This is a genomic window from Streptomyces sudanensis (assembly GCF_023614315.1).
GTDB classification, from domain to species: Bacteria; Actinomycetota; Actinomycetes; order Streptomycetales; family Streptomycetaceae; genus Streptomyces; species Streptomyces sudanensis.
The window spans coordinates 4,618,601-4,638,092 of the sequence record NZ_CP095474.1; the positions used below are offsets into that span (position 1 = coordinate 4,618,601).

Consider the following 19,492-nt stretch of genomic DNA (forward strand, 5'->3'; position numbering starts at 1 on the left):
CCGCCGGCACCCGCCCTGCCGCGGGCGGCGACCCGTCCGGCGGCACCCTGATCGACAACCGCTTCTGGACCACCCGCGCCGACTGGCGCTCCGGCACCGCCGAGGGCGTCCGCGCCGTCGAGGGCCCCCGCCCCGGCATCGCCATCGGCACCCCCGCCGGCCGCGCCGACCACACCGACTCTNNTNNTNNNNATANGCGTCGGCNNCGGANTANGCCACCTGGANCCCCCCGCCACGCCGTCCCCGCCCCCGCGACCGAGCTGATCGCGTCGTGGAACGCCGACACGCCCGCCGGGACCTGGATCACCGTCGAACTGTCCGCCGGCTACCCGGACGGCACCGACTCGCCGTGGTACGTGATGGGCCGCTGGGCCTCCGGGGACGGCGACATCCGCCGCGCCTCGGTCGACGGGCAGGGCGACGGCCGGACCAGCGTGTGGACCGACACCGTCGCGGTCGACGACCCCGCGGGCGGGCCGCGCCCCACGTCGTACCGGCTCCGCGCCACCCTCCACCGCGCGCCGGGCAGCGGCCGCACACCGACCGTGTGGCGGCTGGGCGCCATGGCCTCCGACGTGCCGGACCGCTTCACCGTCCCCGCCGCCGAGCACCGCACGGTCCGCGAGCTGATCGTCCCGCGCTACTCCCAGAACGTCCACGTCGGCCGGTACCCCGAGTACGACAACGGCGGCGAGGCGTGGTGCAGCCCCACCTCCTCGCAGATGGTCGTCGAGTACTGGGGCCGCCGCCCCACCGCCCGCGACCTGGCCTGGGTCGACCCGGGGTACTCCGACCCGCAGGTCTGCCACGCCGCCCGCGGCACCTACGACAGCCGGTACGAGGGCTGCGGCAACTGGCCCTTCAACGCCGCGTACGCCGCCACCTACGACGGCATGAACGCCGTCGTGACCCGGCTGCGCTCGCTCACCGAGCTGGAGGGCCTCGTCGGGGCGGGCATCCCCGTGATCACCTCCCAGTCCTTCCTGGAGGGCGAGCTGACCGGGGCCGGCTACGGCACCGCCGGCCACCTGATGACCGTGACCGGTTTCACGTCCGGCGGCGACGTGATCGCCAACGACCCCGCGTCCCCCACCAACCAGGCCGTCCGCCGCGTCTACCGGCGGCGCGAGTGGGAGAACATCTGGCTGCGCACGAAGAGGTACGACGCGAACGGCCAGGTCAGGAGCGGCACGGGCGGTGTCTGCTACCTGTTCTGGCCCATGGAGGCGACCCCCGCGCAGCGCGGGGCCCTCGCGGACGCGGGCGTGCGCTGAGGCCGCCGGGGCGGCGGCGGGCGGAGCGTGAGGAACGTCTCTCCCCGCGCGGGCCCGCCCGCTGGCACTGTGGAAGGGCACGGGACCACCACAGCCGCACGACGACAGCGAGATGCCCATGACCGCGAACGCCGCCGCCGCCCCCTTCCTCCGCGCCCGCACCGGAGGCCCCCGGGACGACGGTCCCGAACTGCTCGAGCAGCTCCTCGGCTGGGTCCTCGTCGTCGTCGTCGCCGTCTTCGTCACGCGGGCGGGACTCTTCTGACGTGCGCCGCCCGGCTTCGCCCCGATAGGTGAACGAGCGTTATCGAAGGGTGTCTTCCCGCTGGTGACGGCGGCCACCCGATCGGGCATACTCGTGCCGCCACAGCCGCTGAACTGCCTTTTCCGTGATCCGGAGGCGGTGCCGGTGAAGCAGTCAGATCCGGCGGCGCCGCCCACCCCCTCGCGTGTGCCCGCCCCAGCGCCCGACAGGGAGGAGAGCGCCGCAATGCCCGACCGCGCCCCGCAGCCGGTGGACCGCCAGCTGCCCACGGAGGAGTCCAGGGACCTGATCGCCCTGGTGCGTGACATGGTCCAGAGGGAGATCGCTCCCCGGGCGGCCGAGGAGGAGGAAGCCGGACGCTTCCCCCGCGAGGTCTTCTCCGTACTCTCCGACGCGGGCCTGCTCGGCCTGCCCTACGACTCCGCCCACGGCGGCGGCGACCAGCCGTACGAGGTGTACCTCCAGGTCCTGGAGGAGCTGGCGGCCGCCCGCCTCACCGTCGGCCTCGGCGCCAGCGTCCACACCCTCGCCTGCCACGGCCTCGCCGGGTTCGGCACCAAGGAGCAGCAGGCCGAGCACCTGCCCGCCATGCTCGGCGGCGGCCTCCTCGGCGGCTACTGCCTCTCCGAGCCGTCCTCCGGCTCCGACGCGGCCTCGCTGCGCACCAGGGCCGTCCGCGACGGCGACGACTGGGTGATCACGGGCACCAAGGCGTGGATCACCCACGGCGGCATCGCCGACTTCTACACGGTGATGGCCCGCACCGGCGCCGAGGGCCCCCGCGGCGTCACGGCGTTCCTGGTCCCCGGCGACGCCGAGGGGCTCACCGCCGCCGCGCCCGAGAAGAAGATGGGCATGAAGGGCTCGCCCACCGCGCAGCTCCACTTCGACGGCGTCCGCGTCCCCGACGCCCGCCGCATCGGCGACGAGGGCCAGGGCTTCACGATCGCCCTGTCCGCGCTGGACTCCGGCCGCCTGGGCATCGCCGCCTGCGCCGTCGGCGTGGCGCAGGCCGCGCTCGACGCGGCCGTCGCGTACGCGGGGGAGCGGCGCCAGTTCGGCCGGCCCGTCGCGGACTTCCAGGGGCTGCGCTTCATGCTCGCCGACATGGCCACGCAGATCGAGGCGGGCCGCTCCCTGTACCTGGCCGCCGCCCGGCTGCGCGACGCGGGCCGGCCGTTCTCCCGGCAGGCGGCGATGGCCAAGCTGTTCTGCACGGACGCCGCGATGAAGGTCACCACCGACGCCGTCCAGGTGCTCGGCGGGTACGGCTACACCGCCGACTTCCCGGTGGAGCGCTACATGCGCGAGGCGAAGGTCCTGCAGATCGTCGAGGGCACCAACCAGATCCAGCGCGTGGTCATCGCCCGCCACCTCGCGGGCCCCGAGAGCCGCTGAGACCCGGCGCCGCCGCCCCCGGGCGCGGCCCCGGTCCGCCGGACGGAAAGCCGACCGCCCCGGCCGCGTGGGAACGCGACCGGGGCGGGTGCCGTGCGGGCGGGACGTCAGGCGGCGCGCCCCAGCCGCGCGGTGGCGCCGCGCATCCGCGGGACCCTGATCGGGCGGGAGCCCGGGCCGCCCACGTGCGAGAACGGCTGGGTACGCCAGTCGATCCCCTGAGGGAGCGTCAGCAGCAGTCCCATCTCCTGCTCCTGCGGCCCGGCGTCCTCGTCCACGGGCCTCGCGTCCGCCATCGGCCGTCCGGAGCCGGTGCACACCGACAGGACGAACGGGTTCCACGGCGTCGGGCACAGCGCGTGCTCAGGCAGGACGTCCTCGTCCGCGAGCAGGGCGATGGGTTGCGCGCAATCCGGGCAGACGACCCGGAACATCTCGAACATGTCGTCTGTGTCGAGTTCGTCGGCCTCGACCGAATCAACAGGCTCCTGCATGGAGAATCTCCCCCTCAGGTGGGCCGACCAGGCATGCGGCCCCGACCACACCAAGCAATTCCCGGCGGGCCCGGCGGATAACCGTCCGGTTTCGAACGACTGCGGCCGTCCGGTGTGGCGTTGGTCACACCCGCCTTCCGGGTGGCCCTTCGGCGACCGGGCGGCTGGGACGGGAGGGCGCCGGGGCAATAGGTTGACCGCATGGAGGAGCTGGATCGCCGGATCGTCGAATTGCTCGTCAAGGACGGGCGCATGAGCTACACCGACCTGGGCAGGGCCACGGGCCTGTCCACCTCGGCGGTGCATCAGCGCGTCCGCCGCCTCGAACAGCGCGGTGTCATCCGCGGCTACGCCGCCGTCGTCGACCCCCAGGCGGTCGGCCTGCCCCTGACCGCGTTCATCTCGGTCAAGCCCTTCGACCCGAGCGCCCCCGACGACATCGCGGACCGGCTCGCCGACATCCCCGAGATCGAGGCGTGCCACAGCGTGGCCGGCGACGAGAACTACATCCTCAAGGTCCGGGTGGCGACGCCGCTGGAGCTGGAGGACCTGCTCACGAGGATCCGCTCCCAGTCCGGGGTCTCCACGCGCACCACGGTGGTCCTGTCCACGCCGTACGAGGCGAGGCCGCCCCGCGTCTGACCCCGTCCGCGCCCGTCCCGGCGCCGCACCCCCGGCCGGGGGCGGACGCGGCGCCGGAGCTGTCTACGCTGGTCGCCATGACCGAGCGCCCCCACCTCCCGCAAGCCGCCGGCCCCGCCCGAGCGGAGAGGNCCCCCCACCGTGCTGCTGCGCGGCGGGGAGGTCCACAGCCCCGCCGACCCCTTCGCCACGGCGATGGTCGTCGAAAGCGGCCACGTCGCCTGGGTGGGGTCCGAGGGCGCCGCCGACGCCTTCGCCTCCGGCGCGGACGAGGTGGTCGATCTCGAAGGCGCCCTGGTCACCCCCGCGTTCACCGACGCCCATGTGCACACCACCGCCACCGGGCTCGCCCTGACCGGCCTCGACCTGTCCGGCGCCCGCACCCTGGACGAAGCGCTGGCCCTCGTACGGGACTTCGCCGCCGCCCGCCCCGGCGGCCGGGTCCTGCTGGGGCACGGCTGGGACGCCGCGCGCTGGCCCGAGCGGCGCCACCCGAGCCGTGCGCAGCTCGACGAGGCGACCGGCGGCCGGCCCCTGTACCTCACACGGATCGACGTGCACTCCGCCGTCGTCACCACCGCGCTCCTCGACCTCGTCCCCGGCGTCACGGCCCTCGACGGCTACCACCCGGAGGAGCCCCTGACCGGCGCCGCCCACCACGCCGTACGGGCCGCCGCGTACGGCGCCGTCACGCCGGCGCAGCGCGCCGAGGCCCAGCGCGCCGCCCTCCACCACGCCGCGTCGCTCGGCATCGGCACCGTCCACGAGTGCGGCGGCCCGGACATCTCCGACGAGGAGGACTTCACCGCGCTGCTGGGGCTCGCGGAGGAGGAGCCGCTGCCCCGGGTCGTCGGCTACTGGGCCGAGGCGATCACCGGAGCCGAGGGCGCGCGGCGGATCCGCGAACTGGGGGCCGCCGGCGCCGCCGGCGACCTCTTCGTCGACGGTTCGCTCGGCTCCCACACGGCCTGCCTGCACGAGCCGTACGCCGACGCCCCGCACACCGGCGCCGCCCACCTCGACGCGGCCGCGATCGCCGCCCACGTCGCCGCCTGCACCGAGGCGGGGCTCCAGGCCGGCTTCCACGCCATCGGGGACGCCGCGGTGACCGCCGTCGTGGACGGTGTGCGCACCGCCGCCGAGACGGTCGGCCTCCACCGGATCCGCGCCGCCCGGCACCGCGTCGAGCACGCCGAGATGCTCACCCCCGAGACCGTCGCGGCCTTCGCCGAACTGGGCCTGACCGCCTCCGTCCAGCCCGCCTTCGACGCGGCCTGGGGCGGCGAGGACGGCATGTACGCCCAGCGGCTCGGCGTCGCGCGCGCCCGCACCCTCAACCCGTACGCGGCGCTGCTGCGCGCCGGTGTGCCGCTCGCCTTCGGCTCCGACAGCCCGGTCACCCCCCTGGACCCCTGGGGAACCGTCCGCGCCGCCGCCTTCCACCGGACGCCCGAGCACCGCGTCTCCGTCCGCGCCGCCTTCACCGCCCACACCCGCGGCGGCTGGCGGGCGGCCGGCCGCGACGACGCGGGCGTCCTCGTGCCGGGCGCGCCCGCCGACTACGCCGTCTGGCGGGCCGGCGACCTGGTCGTCCAGGCGCCCGACGACCGGGTCGCCCGCTGGTCCACCGACCCTAGGTCGGGGACGCCCGGGCTGCCCGACCTGACGCCGGGCACCCCGCTGCCGGTGTGCCTGCGCACGGTGGTCGGCGGGCACACGGTGTTCACGCGGCCCGGCGGGTGAGGCGGGGCGCCCCCGCGCCGCCCGGACGGTGCGGAGGCGCCGCGCGCCCGGACGGGCGCCCCGCCCCACGCCGTCGATCGCCGGTGCCGCGGGCTCGCTAAGGTGGGCATCCGCGCTAGGACGTTAAGGGGCAGCAGTGAAAGACGACGGTCAGGGTCAGCGGCGGTACGGACCGCTGGGCAGGGTCTTGGTGATCGTTCCGACCTACAACGAGGCGGAGAACATCGGGCCGATCGTCTCCCGGGTACGGGCCGCCGTGCCGGACGCGGACGTCCTCGTCGCCGACGACAACAGCCCCGACGGCACCGGCAAGATCGCCGACGAGCTGGCCGCCGGGGACGACCACGTCCACGTGCTGCACCGCAAGGGCAAGGAGGGCCTCGGCGCGGCCTACCTCGCGGGTTTCCGCTGGGGCATGGACCACGGCTACGGCGTCCTGGTCGAGATGGACGCCGACGGCTCCCACCGGCCCGAGGAACTGCCCCGGCTCCTCACCGCCCTGAAGGGCGCGGACCTCGTACTCGGTTCCCGCTGGATCCCCGGCGGCCGGATCGTCAACTGGCCGAAGTCGCGCGAGTACCTCTCGCGGGGCGCCAGCGTCTACTCGCGGCTGCTGCTCGGCGTGCCGATCCGGGACGTCACCGGCGGGTTCCGGGCCTTCCGGGCGGAGACGCTGCGGGGGCTGGGGCTGGAGGACGTGGCGTCGCAGGGGTACTGCTTCCAGATCGACCTCGCCCGCCGGGCGGTCGCCGCCGGCTTCCACGTGGTGGAGGTCCCCATCACGTTCGTGGAGCGCGAGCACGGCGACTCCAAGATGAGCCGTGACATCGTCGTCGAGGCGCTGTGGCGGGTCACCGCCTGGGGCGTGGCCACCCGGGCCGGCCGGCTGACGGGCCGCGAACGCGGCTGAGGCGGGGAGGGGGCGGGGGCCTTACGCCGTTCCGCCGCCCCCTTGGGCACACTGGGGGCATGACGACCGGTGCACCGCTGTCCCCGACCCGTGGGCGCTCCCGCGCCCGCATCCTCGTACCCCTCGCCCTGGCCGCCTGGCTGGTGCTGGAGGTCTGGCTGCTGACCCTGGTGGCGGACGCCGTGAGCGTCCTCGCGGTGCTCGGCCTGCTGGCGGGTGCCGGGCTCCTCGGCGCCGCGGTGGTGAAGCGTGCCGGCCGCCGGGCCTTCGCGGCGCTCACCGGGACGCTGCGGGACCGGAAGGCGGGCGGCGCCCCGGCCCCGGCCGGGAGGAGCGGCGACGGCAACGGCATGCTGATGCTCGGCGGCCTGCTGCTGGTGCTGCCGGGCCTGGCCTCCGACGCGGTGGGCCTGCTGCTCCTGGTGCCGCCGGTGCGCAGGGCCGCGGCCCGCCGCGCGGAGCGCGCCCTGGACCGCGGCATGGGAGCGGCCCTGGGGCGGGCCCGCGTCCACCGCCCGGGCGGCAGGGTGGTGCCCGGCGAGGTGGTCCGCGACCACCCCGGTCCCCCGGCGGGCTTCCGGGACGGCCGCCCTCCGCTGGCCCCCTGACGCCCGGGGCGCGGCAGGCGTCCCACGGGGGCCGACGGCGGCGCCGCCTCCTTACCGTCGCGGCCCGGGCGGCGGCGCGTGGTACCTGGGTCCGCGCTCCGTCCGGGCCGCCCGGCGAGTACGGCCCCCGCCGCGGAACGTCCGCCGCGCGGAGGCCGCCGTCACCGGCCGGGCACGCGAGAGCCGCGGGGCGCGGCACGTCGATGCGTACCGTGCCCCGCGGCTCTCGCGTGTGGCCGGGTGCTAGCCCGTCACGCGGACTTCCTGCTGTCGCGCGGGTGCACGGCGATGTTCATGGCGCCGGAACGCAGGACCGCCAGCCGCTCGGCCAGCACCTCTTCCAGCTCCTCGCGCGTGCGCCGCTCCATCAGCATGTCCCAGTGCGTGCGGGCGGGCTTCGCCTTCTTCTCCTCGGGGCCGTCGCCGTCCACCAGGAGCGCCTGGCTCCCGCAGACCTTGCACTCCCACTCCGGTGGGATCTCCGCCTCGACCGAGAACGGCATCTCGAAACGATGCCCCTTCTCGCACGCGTACTCCACCGCCTGGCGCGGGGCCAGATCGATGCCGCGGTCGGTCTCGTAGCTGGTCACCACGAGGCGCGTGCCGCGAAGAGCTCGCTCACTCATGAATCGTGCCTCCCGGGCTTGTCGCCCACAGGACAGGTGTCGCTGTCGTCGTCATCCGGTCAACGTCCGGTCGGCGGTGAAGATTCCCGTTGCGGGTCATGCGTCGCCCGTCGTGCCGCCCCTTGTTCTACCCACCAATGCCCGTTTTGTCACATCTGGCAGGAGATGTCACCCTATGCTTGCGCTGTTCGAGCATGCAGTAACGGTCCGCCTGGCAGGCCAAAGGCGTATACTAGCGGCCTTTCCGTCCGGCGTCTAAACCGGTCTGCCCCCGTACCGTCGGCTCCACACCCCCGGCCCCCGGCCCCGGCTCAGATCCGCTCGGGCACCGGATTGCCCGCGGCGGCCACCGCGCGCCGCACCGGCACGCGGGCGAGCAGCACGAAGCCCGCCACGAAGAACAGCACCAGCGAGGCGATCGCGTCCCGGTAGCTGCCGGTCAGCTGGTAGGCGAGCCCGAAGACCAGCGGCCCCAGCCAGCTCAGCCCGCGGTCGCTCATCTCGTACGCCGAGAAGTACTCCGCCTCCTTGCCGCGCGGCACCAGGTGCGAGAACAGCGACCGCGACAGGGCCTGGCTGCCGCCCAGCACCAGGCCGATGGCCGCCGCCAGCGCGTAGAACCAGGCCGGCGCCCCGGCCGGCAGGAGGTATCCGGCCACCAGGATCAGCGTCCACAGAGCCAGTGACCCGAGGATCGTCCGCTTCGCCCCGTACGAGCGGGCCAGCCGCCCCATCCCCAGCGCCCCCGCGACCGCCAGGACCTGCACCAGCAGCACCGCCGTGATCAGCGTCGTCTGGTCCAGCCCCAGCTCCTCCGAGCCGTACACCGACGCCTGGGAGATCACGGTCTGCACCCCGTCGTTGTAGACGAGGTACGCCAGCAGGAACGACAGCGTCAGCGGATGCCGCCGCATGTCGCGCAGCGTCGCCACGAGCTGCCGCCACCCCGACCCGGCGGCGCCCCCGCCGCCGGGCCCCGTCCGGCGGTCGCGCAGCCGCCGCAGCGGCACGAGGGTGAAGGCGCCCCACCACAGGCCGGCCGAGGCCAGGCAGATCCGCACCGCGGCCGACTCCGTCAGCCCGAACGACTCGTGCCCGCCGTACAGCACCAGGTTCAGGACCAGGACCAGCGCGCCGGAGGTGTACCCGAACGCCCACCCCCGGGAGGAGACCGCGTCGCGCTCCTCCGGCTCCGCGATCTGCGGGAGGTACGCGTTGTACAGCGCCATCGACACGGCCAGCGAGGCGTTGGCGACGATCAGCAGGAGCGCGCCCAGCAGGTAGCGGTCGCCGTCCAGGAAGAACATCCCCGCCGTGGCGCCCGCCCCCGTGTACGCGGCGGCCGCCAGCAGCGGCTTCTTCCGCCCCGTGCGGTCCGCCGCCGCGCTCGCCAGTGGCATCGCCAGCACCGCGAGGACGATCGACAGGGAGACGGAGTACGCGAAGACCGACCCGGCCCGCACCGGGACGCCCAGCGGGTGCACGAAGCCGTCCGGGCCGGCCGCGGCCTCCGCCACCGACGTCAGGTACGGCCCGAGGAACACGGTCAGGACGCTGGTGGAGTACACCGAGCAGGCGAAGTCGTAGAAGTACCAGCCGCGCTGCTCGCGCCGGCGGTCGGGCGGGGGCGCGGCGGCGCCCGCGTCCCGGTCGGTCGTCCCGGCGGTCACGCGCGCCCCCCTCGTCCGCCCGGTCCCCGGCCCGTGCCGGGGTGGGCCCACGCGCCCCGGCCGGCGAGCACCGCGCGCAGCGTCTCCAGATGATCGGTCATGATGCCATCGACGCCCAGGTCCAGGAGGGACTCCATCCGCGCCGGGTCGTTGACCGTCCAGACGTGCACCTGGAGTCCGCGCGCGTGCGCCTCGCGGACGAAGCGCCGGTCGACCACCCGGACGCCGCCCTGCGTCTCGGGCACCTGGGCGGCCACCGCGCCCGCGCGCAGCGCCGCGGGGATCCCATACGAGCGCAGCCGCAGCCCCACCACGCCCCGCACCCCGAACGACGTGGCCAGCCGCTCGCCCGCCGCCCTGCGCGCCCGGGCCACCCGTCCCTCGTTGAACGAGCCCACGCACACCCGGTCCCAGGAGTTCGTCCGGCGGATCAGCGCGACCAGCGGGGCGAGCGCCGACTCGGCCTTCAGGTCCACGTTCCAGCGGGCCTCGGGGAACTCCTCCAGCAGCTCCTCGAAGAGGGGCAGCGGTTCGCGGCCCGCGACGCGCGCCCGCCGGACCTCGCTCCACGGCAGCCGGGCGATCCGCCCCCGCGCGTCGGTGACCCGGTCGAGGGTGGCGTCGTGGAACGCGACGAGCCGGCCGTCCGCCGTCGTGTGCACGTCCGTCTCGAAGTAGCGGTACCCGGCCCCGGCGGCCCGCCGGAAGGCGGCCGCGGTGTTCTCCAGTCCGTCCGCCGCGCCGCCGCGGTGGGCGAACGGGATGGGGGAGGGGTGGTCCAGGTACGGATGGCCCGGTCGGGGCCGCGGCAGGCGAGTCACCGCGGCAGTATGACCCCTCCCGGTGACTCCCCGGCGACCGCGGGGCTGCCGGGCGCCGTACCGGCGGTGGCGCCGGCGGCTCCGGGGGCGGTGGCGCCGGCGGCTTCGGGCACGGCGAACAGGCGCAGCGACAGCTGGGCGAGCGGCCCGATCGCCAGGGCGTACAGCACCGTGCCGACGCCCAGGGAGCCGCCGAGGAGGAAGCCGGTGGTGACGACGCCGACCTCCAGGAGGGTGCGGATCAGCCGGACCGAGCGGCCCGTCAGCCGGTGCAGGCCGGTCATCAGGCCGTCGCGCGGGCCGGGGCCGAAGCGGGCGGCGATGTACAGGCCGGTCGCCATGCCGTTGAGCACCACGCCGGACACCATCAGGCCGATCCGGGCCGGCAGCCACCCGGCGTCCGGGACGACGGCGAGGGTGGCGTCCATCGCGACCCCGACGACGAGCACGTTCGCGACGGTGCCCGCGCCCGGCCGCTGCCGGAGGGGGATCCACAGCAGCAGCACCACGGCGCCCACGGCCATCATGACGACGCCGATCGACAGGCCGGTGAGCTCCGACAGGCCCTGGTGCAGCACGTTCCACGGCTCCAGGCCGAGACCGCCGCGGACGAGGAGCGCCGAGCTGGCGCCGTACAGCAGGAGCCCGGCGGTGAGCTGCGCGAGCCGGCGGGGAACCCGCCGCCCCCGCGGTCCGCCCGCGGAGGCGGATGATGGCGCGGACGACGATCGGGACAAGGCGTACCCCCCGGGGCGCTGGTGTGGTGGACTGGCCTGTGACACTCTCTGGCGGGTGATCGGCCGCCAACCATGGCCAATCCCAGGAAGGTGGACTGAAATCATGGCTCAGTGGACTTCGGCGGTGGGGCCCGCCCAGCTGGCCCGCCAGTTGGCCGCGCAGCAGTCCGGGCCCGCCGGCCCGGGCACGCGCCGCCCGCCCGCCTACCGCGCCCTGGCCGACGGGATCCGCCTGCTCGTCCTGGAGGGCCGCGTCCCGGTCGCCGCCCGCCTCCCCGCCGAGCGGGAACTCGCCGTCGCCCTGGCCGTGAGCCGCACCACCGTCGCCGCGGCGTACGAGGCGCTGCGCGCGGAGGGCTTCCTGGAGTCGCGGCGCGGCGCCGGCAGCTGGACGACCGTGCCCGCGGGCAACCCGCTGCCGGCCCGCGGCCTCGAACCGCTGCCGCCCGAGTCGCTCGGTTCGATGATCGACCTCGGCTGCGCGGCGCTCCCCGCGCCCGAGCCCTGGCTCAGCCGCGGTTTCCAGGGCGCCCTGGAGGAGCTGCCCCCCTACGCGCACACCCACGGCGACTACCCCGCGGGCCTGCCCGCGCTGCGCCGCACCCTCGCCGACCGGTACACGGCGCGCGGCATCCCCACGATGCCCGAGCAGATCATGGTGACGACCGGGGCCATGGGCGCGATGGACGCGATCTGCCACCTGTTCGCCGGGCGCGGGGAGCGCGTCGCCGTGGAGTCGCCGTCGTACGCCAACATCCTGCAGCTGATGCGGGAGGCCGGAGCCCGGCTGGTGCCCGTCGCCATGGCCGAGGGCCTGTCCGGCTGGGACCTGCCCCGCTGGCGGCAGGTCCTGCGGGACGCCGCGCCCCGGCTCGCGTACGTCGTGGCCGACTTCCACAACCCGACCGGCGCGCTCGCGGACGAGGACCAGCGGCGGGCGCTGGTCGACGCGGCCCGGTCGGCGGGCACGGTCCTCGTGGTCGACGAGACGATGTCGGAGCTGTGCCTGGAGGACGGCGTGGAGATGCCGCGCCCCGTCTGCGCCTTCGACCCGGCGGGCAGCTCGGTGCTGACGGTCGGTTCGGCGAGCAAGGCGTTCTGGGCCGGCATGCGGATCGGCTGGGTGCGCGCCGCGCCCGACGTGATCCGCTCGCTCGTCGCCGCCCGCGCCTACGCCGACCTGGGCACCCCGGTCCTGGAGCAGCTCGCCGTCAACTGGCTGATGGGCGGCGGCGGATGGGAGGAGGCGGTCGGGCTCCGCCGCGCCCAGGCGCGCGAGAACCGCGACGCGCTGGTCGCCGCCGTCCGCCGGGAGCTGCCGGGCTGGGAGTTCGAGGTGCCGCTCGGCGGGCTCACCCTGTGGGTGCGCACCGGGGGCCTGTCCGGCTCGCGCCTGGCGGAGGCCGGGGAGCGCGTCGGCGTGCGCGTCCCGTCCGGACCCCGCTTCGGCGTGGACGGCGCCTTCGAGGGGTACGTGCGGCTCCCCTTCACGGTGGGCGGGGCCCTCGCCGACGAGGCCGCCGTGCGCCTGGCCGCCGCCGCCCGCACGGTCCGGTCGGGGGTGGCCGGGGGAGCGGTGGCGGAGGAGCCCCGGACGTTCGTGGCCTGACGGGCGGGTCAGCGGGGGAGGGCCGCCTCGTCCGCGGGGAGCGCGGCCTCCCGCGCCTGCCACTCCGGGAGGAGGTCGAGGACCGCCCGGCGGTGGTCCTCCGGTGCCGTCTCGTCGTACGGGTCGGGGGTCGCCGGCACCTGGAGGCGCACCACCTGCCCGGAGCCCAGGCGCGCGTAGCCCCGGCCCGGGGGCGCCTCGGGCGGCGGAGTGGTGCGGGGCGGGGCGCCCAGGACCGCCGCGAGCCGGTCGGCGGGGGCCGGGCCGAGCGCCACCCGTGCGCGGGTGTGCGCCCGTACGGCGTCGCCGAGCGCGTCGACGGTGTCGAACTGCTCGGCCAGCACCACCGTCACGTACGCCGCGCGCCCGTGCCGCAGCGGGACCCGCAGCAGGTCCTCGGGGCCCCGGCGGCCCTCGGCGGCGGCCAGGTCGGCGAGGAGGGCCGGCCGGTCCAGCAGGATCCACAGCGGCCGCCGCGCCTCCGCCGGCGCCGGCTCGCCCGCCCGGCGGGCCTCGTGCGCCGCGGCCAGGCGCCGCTCCGTCTCGCGGGCCGCCCACTCCAGGGCGTCCAGGGCGCCCCCGGGCCCGTGCCCGACGCCCACCACGCCCCGCCGGCCCGCCAGGCACGCGTACTCGCCGGTGCCGAAGCCCTCCAGGGCCAGCACCTCGCCGCCGTGGTGGAGCGCCTGGAGCGCGACGGACCGCAGCAGGGTGCTGACGCCCCCGCCGGGCTGGCCCACCACCAGCAGGTGCGGCTCCGCCGAGCGGGGTCCGGTGCGCCACACCACCGCCGGGGCGTCCCGCGCCGTGCCGCCGTCGCGGACCGGGACCGTCCGCTGCACGGCGTCGGCGTCCGTGAAGCCCAGCACCGTCTCGCCGGGCACCGTGACGAACCGCTGCGCCGCGACCGTCGCCGGGAGGGCGGGCAGCACGGTCATCAGCAGCCGGTTGCCCTCCTCGTCCCAGTCGAAGCGGTACTCGCGGCCCCGGCCCGACTTGGCGTGCAGCAGCCGCTCGACCCGGGCCCGCGCGGCCGGGGCGCCGTCCGGGAAGTACGCCGGGTACGAGACGCGCAGCCTGGTCGGCCGGCCGTCCGCGTCGAACGCGAAGTCCCCGAAGGCCCGCTTCCACTCCCCGCCGTGGGCGAACAGCGGGTCCGGGTCCCCGGGGGCCGAGAAGTGCGGCACCAGCGCCTCGTACAGGGCCCGCAGCCGCTTCGCCCCGGCCTCGCCGGGTTCCGTCCGGTCGGCGGGGCGCTCCCTGCCCTTCCACGCCGCCGCGCCCATCAGCGACACGAGGCCCAGCAGCGGCCCGTACGGCGTCAGCGCGACGCCCAGGACGCACACGGCGGCCAGGACCAGTGTGGGGCCGCGCCGCTCCGCGGGGACGGCCGCCCACCGGGCGCGTCCGGCCGACGCCAGTCTCCGCAGCCCGCGCGAGACCGTGATCAGCGGATGGAGGACGTCCGCGGCGCCGTCGGCGGCCGTCCGCACGAGGTGCCGGCCGCGGGCGATCGGGGCGCCGCCGCGGCTCGGGACGCGGGGGAGGGGGCGCAGGGCCACGTCGTCTCCTGGGGTCGCGGAAGGGCGGGGGAGGCCGGTCGCCGTCAGAAGTTGATGCCGCCGAGGAGGCTGGCGAGGCTCTGACCGCCCGCCGTGATGCTCGGCGCGATCGCGGTGCCCGCCAGGTAGAAGCCGAACAGCGCGCAGACGACGGCGTGGGACGCCTTGAGCCCGTCCTTCTTGAAGAAGAGGATGACGATGATGCCGAGCAGGACCACGCCTGAGATGGACAGGATCATGAGGGTTTCTCCCGATCGAAGGGGCAGTCACCATGAGTCATTCCAGATTCACAGCAAGTATCTATGTGATTAAAGGTGCAAAAGGGTGAATGTGGGGATGTCTCACTTGACTGGCGCACCTCCGCCGCCGCCCCCGCGGCGCAGTACCCTGTCGAGTCACTCGTACGGCCGGCCTCGCCCTGCGTGTCGCGCGTGCGGCGGCGGAGCGGAAGCGGCGGAAGGGCGGACACCATGAGCGAGACCCCCGACCCGGAGGTCCTCGGCCTCGCGGCGAGGATCTTCGACCTGGCACGGCGCGGCGAGGCCGACGCCCTCGCCGCGTACGTCGACGCGGGCGCTCCCGCGGACCTCGTCAACGACCGGGGCGACTCCCTGGTGATGCTCGCCGCCTACCACGGCCACGCCTCGGCCGTGACCGCCCTCCTGGCGCGCGGGGCCGACCCGAACGCCGTCAACGACCGCGGCCAGACCCCCCTCGTCGGTGCCGTCTTCAAGGGCGAGGAGGCCGTCGTCCGCGCCCTGCTGGCCAGCGGGGCCGATCCGGAGGCCGGCACTCCGTCCGCCGTCGACACCGCCCGGATGTTCGAAAGGACGGATCTCCTGGAGCTGTTCGGCGCCGGGTGAACGGACGGGCAACGCGGAGCGAACCCCCGGCGGACATGACGCCGTAAATGTGGTCGCGGCGGCGAAACCGCTGGGTCATCATGACGACGGGCCCGCAGGGGGCCACCGACGAGAAGGCAGAGGAAGATGGTCGACACCAGGCAGAAGACGACGGGTGGTCCCCCATGGCGCCGCGCGGTCTAGCCGATCACCGGCAATCAACCCACCCGGTTGCTTCGGGGCGCCCGACCGCGCCCGTCGCGTCGACAGCTTGATGTGAGGCGTTTTCCATGTTCGAACCCGTCATAGCGCCGAGCGGCACCCTGCTCGGCCTGCTGCAGAGGGGCCGCGGCGACGGCACGCTGCACGCGCTGGCCGCGCCGCGGGCCGAAGCGCTCGCCGCCCTCGACCACTGCGTCCTGAACGACCCCCGCCGGGACTGGCAGGTCGAGAACCGCTCCCTCTACTACGCGCGCCTCTACCTCGACCTGCACGGCGGACTCGACGCGATCGAGGAGCACCTGTTCGGCCCCGACGACCACCTCGACACCGAGGAGTGCCGGACCGGCCTCGCGCTCTCCGTGCTCGGGCGCCTCGCCTCGTACGGCCGCCGCGACGCCCTGCTGCTGCTGCGCCGCTACGCCGCGACCGGCAGCAACTGGACGTGGGCCCTCGACGAACTGGCCCTGCGCGACGACGACGCGGCGCTGCGCGGCCTCGCCGACGCGGTCCTCGCCCGCTTCCCGGCCAGCCCGGCGGGCGACGCCGGACTGGCCGCCGCCCTCCGCGACGCCTACGAGCCCCGCCCCTGGCGGCTGTGGGGCGAGGACCCGCGCGACACCGTGGGCGGCCGGGTCCGCGCCGCCCGCGAACAGGGCTCCTTCGACCGGTGGCAGCGCCAGATGAGGTCGTCCGGACCCCGCCCCGGGTGGAGCGTCCAGGCCGTCTTCGACTGGGCCCAGCAGGGGCTGGAACGCGGCAGCGTCCTGCACGTGCCGGCCGCCCGCTGCCTCGCCGCCGTGGCGGGCCCCGACGACCGCCGGCTGATCCTGGAGACCGCTCGCGGCGGTCCCGACGGCGCCCGCTGCGCCGCCCTGCACCACCTGGCGGAGAACCGCGACCCGGTCGTGCTCGACCTGATCGAGGCCGCCGCGGGCAGCCCGTCCCGCACCGTCGCCGAGGCGGCCGTCACCGCCTTCGAGCGCATGTGCGGGGAGGCGGCCGTCGACCGAGCACGCGGCTGGGTGCGCCGGCCCGACGCGCTCGGCAGGTCCGCCGGCGGCGTCCTGGCCTCGCGCGGCGGTGAGCGGGACGCCCCGCTCGTCCTCGCCTCCCTGCACCGGGCCGTGCGCGCGGACGGCCCCGACGCGCCGTCGCTGTACCCTCTCGTCGACGGTGCCGGCCGCCTCGGCATCGCCTGCGCCGCCCCCGTCCTGAGGCACGTCTACCGCGAGACCGCCTCCTCCGGGCTGCGCGGACGAGCGGCCCGCGCCCTCGCCGCGACCGATCCGACCTTCCCGACCGGTTTCGCCGTCGAGTGCCTGTGGGACTGCGAGGAGACCACGCGGGAGGTCGCCGCCCTGCACGCCGAGACCGGGGACGTGCGCGTCGCCGAACGGCTGCGCAGGCTCGCCGCCGACCCGGTGGAGGAGGACGAGGTGCAGACCGCCGTGCGCAGCCGCATCGGCCCCGACGCACAGGCCGCCTGACCCGCGGGTGCCCGGTGCGGAGCCGCCCGGCGGCCCCGGCCGGGGGTGCCCGGTGCGGGGCCGCGGGAGGCGCCAGGGGCGGCGCGGGCCCGTACGGGGCGCCGGGGGTGCCCGGTGTCCGGCGCGGACCCCGGGGAGCCCCTCCCCTTCCCGGCCGCCCGTCTCACCGCCCGCGCACGAACCGCACCGGCGTCCCCGGCGCGGCCTGCGCGGCCACCGCCAGGTCCGCCTCCCGGACCACCGCCACCACCGGGTACCCGCCGGTCGTCGGATGGTCCGCCAGGAACACCACCGGCCTGCCGTCCGGCGGCACCTGCACGGCGCCCAACACCATGCCCTCGCTGGGCAGCTCCCCCGGCCGCGCCCGCTCCAGCGGCGGCCCCTCGGTCCGCAGCCCGACCCGGTTGGACGCCGGCGACACCCGGTACGCGCGGGAGGTGAGCGTCCGCAGGGCCTCCGGGACGAACCAGTCGTCCCGCGGCCCGAACCGCACCCTCAGCACCACCTCCCGCGGCACGCCGCGCCAGGGCGCCCCCTCGTAGCGGGCCGTACCCGGCGGCGGGGCGGCGCCCAGCGGCAGGATCGCGCCGTCCGCGAGCGGCGCGGGCCCGAGCCCCGACAGCAGGTCCGTCGACCGGCTCCCCAGCACGGGCGGGACCGCCACACCCCCCGCGAACGCCACGTACGACCGGACGCCCCGCACCGCCGCGCCCACCTCCAGCACGGCGCCCGCCCCGAGCCGCACCGCGGCGCCCCAGGCCGCCGGGCGCCCGTCGACGGTGACGGGGCAGGGCGCGCCGCCCACCGCCACGGTCACCGGGCACCGGGTCCGCACCGCGCAGCCGGTGAGCGTCGTCTCCAGCACGGCCGCCCCGTCGCCGTTGCCGACCAGCCGGTTGACCAGGGCGGCCGCGTACGGGTCGAGCGCGCCCGACCGGGGCACCCCCAGGTGCGCGTGCCCGGGCCGGCCCAGGTCCTGCACGGTGGTCAGCGCACCGGCCCGCACGACGGTGAGGGCCCGGCCCGTCACGCCCCCTCCTCGACGAACCGCACCCGCAGCCCCGGCGACAGCAGCGCCGGCGGTTCCCGCTCCGGGTCCCACAGCACGGCGTCGGTCGTCCCGACGAGCCGCCACCCGCCGGGCGACGAGCGCGGGTAGACCCCCGTGTACGGCCCGGCCAGGGCGACCGAGCCCGCCGGGACGGCCGTGCGCGGGGTGGCCCTGCGCGGGACCGCGTACCGCTCCGGCAGCCCGGTCAGGTACCCGAAGCCGGGAGCGAACCCGCAGAACGCCACCCGGTACCCGGCGGCCGCGTGGATCCGGCCCACCTCCCCGGGCGCCACCCCCCACATCGCGGCGACCTCCTCCAGGTCCGGCCCGTCGTACCGGACCGGCACCTCCACCAGGGGCGCCCGGTCCGCCTCCAGCGGCGGCACCTCCCACCCGGCGACCTCCGCGGCCAGCCGCCCGGGGTCGTCCACCCCGTCGAGGAGGACCGTCCGCGCGGCCGGGACGACCTCCCGCACGGCCGCCAGCGCGCCCGCCGCCCGCCTCCTCAGCAGCTCGGCGTGGAACGCCCGGGTCTCCTCGCCGTCGCCGAACTCCAGCAGCAGGGCCCGCTCGCCCACCTCCAGGGCCCTCACGCGAACGCCGCCACGCGCACCCCGGCCCCCTCCAGTTGCGCCCGCACCCGCCGCGCCAGCTCCACCGCCCCCGGCGTGTCGCCGTGCAGGCACAGCGACCGGGCCCGTACGGACAGGGTCCTGCCGCACTGCGAGACCACCGTCCCGGACCGGGCCAGGCGGACCGACCGCTCGGCGACGGCGTCCGGGTCGCGCACGACCGCGCCCTCCCGCCCCCGGGGCACGAGCGTCCCGTCCGCCGCGTACGCCCGGTCCGCGAAGGCCTCGGCCACCACCGGCAGGCCGGCCTCCCGCGCACACGCGTGCAGCCGCGAACCGGGCAGCCCCAGCAGCGGCAGCCGCCCCCCGGCCAGCAGCACCCCCTCGACCACGGCCCGCGCCTGCTCCCCGTCGTGCACCACCCGGTTGTACAGCGCCCCGTGCGGCTTGACGTACGACACCCGCGACCCGGCGGCCCGCGCGAACACCTCCAGGGCGCCGATCTGGTAGGCCACCTCGGCCGCCAGCTCGTCCGCCGGCACGTCCATGGCGCGCCGCCCGAAGCCGGCCAGGTCGCGGTAGGACACCTGGGCGCCGATCCGGACTCCCCGCCCGGCGGCGAGGGCGCACACGCGGCGCATGGTGGCCGGGTCCCCGGCGTGGAAGCCGCACGCTACGTTGGCACTGGTGACCACGGACAGCAACTGCTCGTCGTCGGTCAGCCGCCAGCGGCCGAAGCCCTCGCCGAGATCGGCGTTGAGGTCGATCGACACCTCGGTCACATCCGTCAACTCCTCCGAGAGAACCCGTCTTCGCCGCCGGGACGGACCATGCCCCGCCGGCGCTCCCCTGCCGCCGCGCCCCNNNCCCTCGCCCCGCCCGCCGGGGCCGCCGGGGCCGGTGCTGTCTCTTATACACATCCGCCCATGCCGACGACTCCGTACTTTGCAATTATAGAT

Annotated in this window: 19 protein-coding genes and 2 pseudogenes; 11 read left to right on the plus strand and 10 right to left on the minus strand. The window is 76.2% G+C overall.

The features are described from left to right. From MW084_RS21400 to MW084_RS21415, 4 genes and pseudogenes are all read left to right on the plus strand, one after another. Positions 1–185, plus strand: a pseudogene (locus MW084_RS21400) (peptidase C39 family protein); the annotation flags it as partial. A 40-nt stretch (positions 186–225) separates the two neighbouring features. After that, positions 226–1,274 (plus strand): annotated as a pseudogene (locus tag MW084_RS21405) (C39 family peptidase); the annotation flags it as partial. 118 nt (positions 1,275–1,392) lie between these two features. Next, positions 1,393–1,539, plus strand: coding sequence for an SCO1431 family membrane protein (locus MW084_RS21410; RefSeq protein WP_010468784.1), 147 nt, complete (start codon positions 1,393–1,395; stop codon positions 1,537–1,539). A gap of 225 nt (positions 1,540–1,764) precedes the next feature. Then, positions 1,765–2,937, plus strand: a complete 1,173-nt coding sequence (locus MW084_RS21415) for an acyl-CoA dehydrogenase family protein (RefSeq protein WP_010468782.1) — start codon at positions 1,765–1,767, stop codon at positions 2,935–2,937. Between the two features lie 107 nt (positions 2,938–3,044). Here the strand turns inward: MW084_RS21415 and MW084_RS21420 are convergent, their stop codons facing one another. Next, a complete protein-coding gene (locus MW084_RS21420) occupies positions 3,045–3,431 on the minus strand; it encodes a hypothetical protein (protein ID WP_010468780.1) in 387 nt (128 codons plus the stop codon). Between the two features lie 201 nt (positions 3,432–3,632). Here MW084_RS21420 and MW084_RS21425 point away from each other — a divergent pair, with 201 nt between their 5' ends. The 4 genes from MW084_RS21425 to fxsA all read left to right on the plus strand — a co-directional run bounded on the left by MW084_RS21425 (position 3,633) and on the right by fxsA (position 7,334). Further along, positions 3,633–4,073, plus strand: coding sequence for an Lrp/AsnC family transcriptional regulator (locus MW084_RS21425; RefSeq protein ID WP_010468778.1), 441 nt, complete (start codon positions 3,633–3,635; stop codon positions 4,071–4,073). Between the two features lie 141 nt (positions 4,074–4,214). Beyond that, on the plus strand, positions 4,215–5,816 hold the full coding sequence (locus MW084_RS21430) for an amidohydrolase (RefSeq protein WP_010468776.1): 1,602 nt from the start codon (positions 4,215–4,217) through the stop codon (positions 5,814–5,816). 190 nt (positions 5,817–6,006) lie between these two features. Continuing rightward, complete coding sequence (locus MW084_RS21435) at positions 6,007–6,726, plus strand: polyprenol monophosphomannose synthase (protein ID WP_010468774.1); 720 nt, start codon at positions 6,007–6,009, stop codon at positions 6,724–6,726. Positions 6,727–6,785: 59 nt separating this feature from the next. Further along, on the plus strand, positions 6,786–7,334 hold the full coding sequence (fxsA, locus tag MW084_RS21440) for an FxsA family membrane protein (RefSeq protein WP_010468772.1): 549 nt from the start codon (positions 6,786–6,788) through the stop codon (positions 7,332–7,334). A gap of 251 nt (positions 7,335–7,585) precedes the next feature. On the opposite strand, the gene MW084_RS21445 is transcribed toward fxsA, so the two are convergent. From MW084_RS21445 to yczE, 4 genes are all read right to left on the minus strand, one after another. Continuing rightward, entirely contained in the window at positions 7,586–7,960 is a 375-nt protein-coding gene (locus MW084_RS21445; protein ID WP_010468770.1) for an RNA polymerase-binding protein RbpA, read from the minus strand. 311 nt (positions 7,961–8,271) lie between these two features. Then, positions 8,272–9,630: an MFS transporter gene (locus MW084_RS21450; protein WP_010468769.1), complete on the minus strand. Its 1,359-nt coding sequence runs from the start codon at positions 9,628–9,630 to the stop codon at positions 8,272–8,274. Continuing rightward, entirely contained in the window at positions 9,627–10,451 is an 825-nt protein-coding gene (locus MW084_RS21455; protein ID WP_010468767.1) for a glycerophosphodiester phosphodiesterase family protein, read from the minus strand. The genes MW084_RS21450 and MW084_RS21455 overlap by 4 nt, the downstream gene beginning before the upstream one ends. Then, entirely contained in the window at positions 10,448–11,188 is a 741-nt protein-coding gene (gene yczE / locus MW084_RS21460; protein WP_010468765.1) for a membrane protein YczE, read from the minus strand. Before yczE ends, MW084_RS21455 begins: the two co-directional genes overlap by 4 nt. A gap of 103 nt (positions 11,189–11,291) precedes the next feature. Here yczE and MW084_RS21465 point away from each other — a divergent pair, with 103 nt between their 5' ends. Further along, positions 11,292–12,797, plus strand: coding sequence for an SCO1417 family PLP biosynthesis transcription factor (locus tag MW084_RS21465; RefSeq protein WP_010468763.1), 1,506 nt, complete (start codon positions 11,292–11,294; stop codon positions 12,795–12,797). Between the two features lie 8 nt (positions 12,798–12,805). On the opposite strand, the gene MW084_RS21470 is transcribed toward MW084_RS21465, so the two are convergent. Next, complete coding sequence (locus tag MW084_RS21470; protein WP_010468761.1) at positions 12,806–14,359, minus strand: membrane protein; 1,554 nt, start codon at positions 14,357–14,359, stop codon at positions 12,806–12,808. Positions 14,360–14,403: 44 nt separating this feature from the next. Beyond that, the gene (locus MW084_RS21475; RefSeq protein ID WP_010468759.1) at positions 14,404–14,598 is read right to left on the minus strand and encodes a hypothetical protein; all 195 of its coding nucleotides are present in this window, start codon (positions 14,596–14,598) and stop codon (positions 14,404–14,406) included. Positions 14,599–14,829: 231 nt separating this feature from the next. Here MW084_RS21475 and MW084_RS21480 point away from each other — a divergent pair, with 231 nt between their 5' ends. Further along, positions 14,830–15,222, plus strand: a complete 393-nt coding sequence (locus tag MW084_RS21480; protein WP_010468757.1) for an ankyrin repeat domain-containing protein — start codon at positions 14,830–14,832, stop codon at positions 15,220–15,222. Positions 15,223–15,491: 269 nt separating this feature from the next. Continuing rightward, entirely contained in the window at positions 15,492–16,910 is a 1,419-nt protein-coding gene (locus MW084_RS21485; RefSeq protein ID WP_010468754.1) for a HEAT repeat domain-containing protein, read from the plus strand. A 163-nt stretch (positions 16,911–17,073) separates the two neighbouring features. Here the strand turns inward: MW084_RS21485 and MW084_RS21490 are convergent, their stop codons facing one another. From MW084_RS21490 to MW084_RS21500, 3 genes are read right to left on the minus strand one after another with little or no spacing between them, the layout of a single operon-like run. Next, positions 17,074–17,940 carry a 5-oxoprolinase subunit C family protein gene (locus MW084_RS21490; RefSeq protein WP_010468753.1) on the minus strand — a complete coding sequence of 289 codons (867 nt, stop codon included), beginning with the start codon at positions 17,938–17,940 and terminating at the stop codon, positions 17,074–17,076. Next, on the minus strand, positions 17,937–18,554 hold the full coding sequence (gene pxpB, locus MW084_RS21495) for a 5-oxoprolinase subunit PxpB (protein WP_010468751.1): 618 nt from the start codon (positions 18,552–18,554) through the stop codon (positions 17,937–17,939). Before pxpB ends, MW084_RS21490 begins: the two co-directional genes overlap by 4 nt. Next, positions 18,551–19,315, minus strand: coding sequence for a LamB/YcsF family protein (locus MW084_RS21500; RefSeq protein ID WP_010468748.1), 765 nt, complete (start codon positions 19,313–19,315; stop codon positions 18,551–18,553). The genes pxpB and MW084_RS21500 overlap by 4 nt, the downstream gene beginning before the upstream one ends. Positions 19,316–19,492 lie beyond the last annotated feature (177 nt).

Coding starts and splice junctions, on each gene's coding strand:
- MW084_RS21410 (WP_010468784.1), top strand. CDS start 1,393: ATGACCGCGAACGCCGCCGCCGCCCCCTTCCTCCGCGCCCGCACCGGA.
- MW084_RS21415 (WP_010468782.1), top strand. CDS start 1,765: ATGCCCGACCGCGCCCCGCAGCCGGTGGACCGCCAGCTGCCCACGGAG.
- MW084_RS21420 (WP_010468780.1), bottom strand. CDS start 3,431: ATGCAGGAGCCTGTTGATTCGGTCGAGGCCGACGAACTCGACACAGAC.
- MW084_RS21425 (WP_010468778.1), top strand. CDS start 3,633: ATGGAGGAGCTGGATCGCCGGATCGTCGAATTGCTCGTCAAGGACGGG.
- fxsA (WP_010468772.1), top strand. CDS start 6,786: ATGACGACCGGTGCACCGCTGTCCCCGACCCGTGGGCGCTCCCGCGCC.
- MW084_RS21445 (WP_010468770.1), bottom strand. CDS start 7,960: ATGAGTGAGCGAGCTCTTCGCGGCACGCGCCTCGTGGTGACCAGCTAC.
- MW084_RS21465 (WP_010468763.1), top strand. CDS start 11,292: ATGGCTCAGTGGACTTCGGCGGTGGGGCCCGCCCAGCTGGCCCGCCAG.
- MW084_RS21475 (WP_010468759.1), bottom strand. CDS start 14,598: ATGATCCTGTCCATCTCAGGCGTGGTCCTGCTCGGCATCATCGTCATC.
- MW084_RS21480 (WP_010468757.1), top strand. CDS start 14,830: ATGAGCGAGACCCCCGACCCGGAGGTCCTCGGCCTCGCGGCGAGGATC.
- MW084_RS21485 (WP_010468754.1), top strand. CDS start 15,492: ATGTTCGAACCCGTCATAGCGCCGAGCGGCACCCTGCTCGGCCTGCTG.